The organism is Nostoc cf. edaphicum LEGE 07299 (assembly GCF_015207245.1).
Lineage (GTDB): Bacteria > Cyanobacteriota > Cyanobacteriia > Cyanobacteriales > Nostocaceae > Nostoc > Nostoc edaphicum_B.
The window spans coordinates 1-3,890 of sequence record NZ_JADEXF010000570.1 but is presented as its reverse complement, the minus strand read 5'-3'; the positions used below and the strand labels follow the sequence as shown (position 1 = coordinate 3,890).

The window sequence follows — 3,890 nt, the reverse complement described above, 5'->3', positions numbered from 1 at the left end:
GCTGTATACTCTGAACTAGCTCAAGGTGCTGCCTGCAACCGTCTCCATACACTGGAAGAACGGCTGGCTCGCTGGCTACTGACAGTCTCTGACCGTCTGGAATCAGAAGATTTTCCACTGACGCAAGAATTTATCTCCCAGATGCTAGGTGTACGTCGTTCTGGTGTGACAGTAGCGGCTAGCACCCTCAGCCGAGCCGGAATGATCAGCTATCAACGCGGTCATATTAGCATCCTGAACCGAGAAGATTTGGAAGCAACTTCCTGTGAATGTTATCAAGTTATACAAAAGGAATTTGCTCGGTTACTGGGCTTCATGCCCAGTAACCGAGCCAGAAAATTTTTTTGAGTTATGTGTGCGAAACCGAACAGACTGGCAAAAGTAACTTGATTTAAAGTATTGTGATCGAATTTCTCTTTTAATGTTCAGTGAGCGACAACAACATTATTAAGCCGCAAGTAAATAGGTTACTTGCGGCTTTGCCAACCAGTGATTATGAGCGTCTTATTCCGCACCTAAAGTTAGTTTCGCTTCCTACTCGCCAAGTCATTTACGAACCAAGAGAACCCATCACACACGTCTCTTTTCCCCAAAACGCAGTGGTTTCTATAGTCACTATTATGGAAGATGGTTCGACGGTGGAAGTTGGGATAGTGAGCAATGAAGGCATGGTAGGTATCCCAGTAATTTTAGGAGGCAACACAACAACCACAAAAGCATTTGTCCAAGTTGCGGGGGCTGGAATGCAGATGGATGCAGATGTTTTTAAAACCGAGTTCAATCGGGGCGGAGCTATTCAAAAGCTGCTGCTGCGCTATGTACGAGCTATATATACCGAACTAACACAATCATGTGCGTGCAACCGTCTTCATACACTAGAAGAACGGCTAGCTCGTTGGCTGCTCACAGTCTCTGACCGTTTTGAATCAGAGGATTTTCCGCTCACGCAAGAATTTATCGCTCAGATGCTGGGTGTACGACGCTCCGGTGTGACAGTAGCTGCTAGCACTCTCAGCCGAGCCGGAATGATTTGCTACCAACGTGGTCAAATTAGCATTTTGAACCGAGAGGATTTGGAAGCAACTTCCTGTGAGTGTTATCGAGTCATCCAAAATGAATTTACTCGGTTGCTGGGAAATCAGCCCCAGGCGCGTAGGCGTAGCCCGTCGTAGACATCGCCAATGAATCATCTTAAGTTACTATGTTCGACACCGGACAGACGCTTGCTAATTAGTTCCTTTAAGATTTAGTAAAGTATGCATCAATTAGGATTTACAAATACGTGCCTTTTGATGTAATGCTACTTCAAATCTTTGAGCTACGGAGCCGTGAGAATAATGTCTAATCAATCGATGTCTTGTCAAGGTCTGCGATTGCTGGTTGTTGATGATGACGCTGATACGAGAATATTACTTACTTTTCTGTTTGAATTAGAGGGAGCAGAGGTGATTGCAGCGGCTTCAGCAGACGAGGCTCTAAAAATAATGTCATCTTTTAAAGCAGACATCCTAATTAGTGACATTTGCTTACCCGATGAAGATGGCTACTCACTACTCTTGAAAGTCAGAAATTTGGAAGCAAAGCGAGGTAGAAAGATTCCAGCGATCGCTTTGACGGCATCTATTGTCGAGGACGATCGGAAACGTGCATTATCAGCAGGTTATGACATACACCAATGCAAGCCGATAGACTTAGACGAGTTAACTTCTATGGTTGCTACTTTAAGTAGAACCGAACAATACGTTTGATATCTTTAGATGCAACCAGGACAAGCCAGTAAGTAAAAAAGCTTTAACTAAATTTTATTTATTTTGAGAATGCGATGTGTACGACAAACTAGTTCGTCGTACACATCGCATTTTATCAGGAATCTTTTAACTAATTTTATTTTTTCTTAATTTCGGTATCAATAAAAAACTTTGAAAGCACAGTGATATAAAATATACTAAGAATAAATACAGAGAACAACTAAGTAATTCTCTGCGAGTACTCATTTTTTCATATCAAGGAGTGCATTATGGAATATCTTGCTTATTCCCAGATGTTTATTGCTCAAGAAGAGGCATCTGAAAACACTAAGTATCATCTTCCTCAACCTCAATTCAATTGGAAAAAACTGCTTAAATCTTCGGCTTGGTTAGCTTTAGCTGGTGTCGGTGTATTATTTGCTGCTGTAACCCAAATTCAAATGAGTTCGGCTGCCTATGTAAAGACTAACGGCAGTTGTTTACGTGTCCGTTCCGGCCCAAGCACCAACTACTCGTATGTGGACTGTGTACCAAATGGCGCAACACTTCCAGCCATTGAAAGATATGAAAACGGTTTTGCCAGACTTTCTACAGGTAGATACGTTTTTGCCCGATGGATTGGTGATAGACCTAACAATCGTCCTGTGACTAGACCCGGTGGTGTTGGCGGTTCGGTGATTCTTACCCCTGGTTCAAGAGGTCAGCTCGTCAGAGATCTGCAAACAGCTTTAGGTAATCTTAGAATTGATGGAATTTACGGTCAAGAAACTGTTAGCCGAGTCCGAAGCTTTCAGCAAAGTAAAGGTCTACTTGTAGATGGTGTTGTCGGCCCCGAAACTCGAACAGCTCTGGGTATTTAACTAGAAGCCACCCTCGGAAAATCTCGTGGTTCGGTAAATATTGTCAAACTAGTTTTGAGGGTTTGTAGTAAGCACTTTAGTGCTTGAGAAATAAGGACTAAAGTCCTTACTACGAACTTTTTTACCCATGAATGTAATTTTGGACAATCTGCAAAATGCGCTCTGCTGCATGACCATCCCCAAAGGGATTGATTGCGTTTGCCATCGCTTCATAAGCATCTGAGTCACTGAGTAACTCAGCAGCGGCTGCAACAATGTTCTCAGTCGTAGTGCCAACAAGTTTGGCTGTACCGGCTACAACAGCCTCTGGTCTTTCGGTGGTGTCTCTCAAAACTAGTACTGGTTTTCCCAAGCTGGGGGCTTCTTCTTGCAAACCACCAGAGTCAGTGAGCAAAAGATGCGATCGCCCAATTGCTGCCACCAATTCCCCATAATCTAGAGGATCTGTCAAGAAAATTCGGGGATGATTCCCTAAAAGTTCCTGCAACGGGACTCGCACTGTCGGATTGCGGTGCAATGGTAAGAGCAAAGCTGTATCAGGAAACTTGTCTAAGATTTGTAAAAAGCCCTGAGCGATCGCTAACAAAGGTTCTCCCCAATTCTCCCGACGATGAACTGTTGCTAACAGAACCCGATATGATTCCCAGTCTAAGCCTGGGACATCGCAAACTACTTGGGTTGCAGCGACATTTAACAATGCATCAATTACCGTGTTACCTGTCATGTGAATTTCACCCAAAACACCAGAACGATGCAAGTTTTCCACAGCCCAAGGAGTCGGCGCAAAATGCAACTGAGTAATTTGAGAAATCAACCGCCGATTAGCTTCTTCTGGGTAAGGATTGAAGATATCATCAGTTCTTAACCCTGCTTCTACATGACCAACAGGGATTTTTTGATATAAAGCTGCCAAAGCTGCGGCAAAAGCAGTGGTTGTATCTCCCTGCACAATTACGAAATCTGGCTTTTCTGCCTTAAATAATGCTTCTAACCCTTGTAAACTACGGCAAGTAATATCATTTAGAGATTGCTGAACCTGCATAATTTCCAAGTTATAATCGGCCTTAATATTAAACAGTTGCATAACTTGCTCAACCATCTCCCGATGCTGTCCAGTTAAAATTACTTGCAACTGAAATTTTGAAGACTTCTGGAAAACCTGAATCACTGGAGCGAGTTTAATCGCTTCCGGGCGAGTACCTAAGATAATGCAAACGCGTTTTTGATTAGTCATTAGTCATCTGTAATTTGCCATCTATAGTTAATCGTCTATAGTCAATGC

At 43.0% G+C, this 3,890-nt stretch carries 5 protein-coding genes; 4 read left to right on the top strand and 1 reads right to left on the bottom strand.

Annotated elements, in window-relative coordinates; all coding sequences use genetic code 11:
* From IQ229_RS17005 to IQ229_RS16990, 4 genes are all read left to right on the top strand, one after another.
* Nucleotides 1-348, top strand: a 348-nt coding sequence (locus IQ229_RS17005) for a Crp/Fnr family transcriptional regulator (RefSeq protein WP_194045694.1), incomplete at its 5' end; no start/stop codon positions are given.
* Nucleotides 349-428: 80 nt separating this feature from the next.
* Nucleotides 429-1,172: a Crp/Fnr family transcriptional regulator gene (locus IQ229_RS17000; RefSeq protein ID WP_194045692.1), complete on the top strand. Its 744-nt coding sequence runs from the start codon at nt 429-431 to the stop codon at nt 1,170-1,172.
* Between the two features lie 165 nt (nt 1,173-1,337).
* The gene (locus IQ229_RS16995) at nt 1,338-1,748 is read left to right on the top strand and encodes a response regulator (protein ID WP_194045690.1); all 411 of its coding nucleotides are present in this window, start codon (nt 1,338-1,340) and stop codon (nt 1,746-1,748) included.
* Nucleotides 1,749-2,017: 269 nt separating this feature from the next.
* Complete coding sequence (locus IQ229_RS16990) at nt 2,018-2,608, top strand: peptidoglycan-binding protein (protein WP_194045688.1); 591 nt, start codon at nt 2,018-2,020, stop codon at nt 2,606-2,608.
* Nucleotides 2,609-2,729: 121 nt separating this feature from the next.
* Here the strand turns inward: IQ229_RS16990 and wecB are convergent, their stop codons facing one another.
* Complete coding sequence (gene wecB / locus IQ229_RS16985; protein ID WP_194045680.1) at nt 2,730-3,842, bottom strand: non-hydrolyzing UDP-N-acetylglucosamine 2-epimerase; 1,113 nt, start codon at nt 3,840-3,842, stop codon at nt 2,730-2,732.
* Nucleotides 3,843-3,890: the final 48 nt, after the last annotated feature.

Coding starts and splice junctions, on each gene's coding strand:
- wecB (WP_194045680.1), bottom strand. CDS start 3,842: ATGACTAATCAAAAACGCGTTTGCATTATCTTAGGTACTCGCCCGGAA.
- IQ229_RS16995 (WP_194045690.1), top strand. CDS start 1,338: ATGTCTAATCAATCGATGTCTTGTCAAGGTCTGCGATTGCTGGTTGTT.
- IQ229_RS16990 (WP_194045688.1), top strand. CDS start 2,018: ATGGAATATCTTGCTTATTCCCAGATGTTTATTGCTCAAGAAGAGGCA.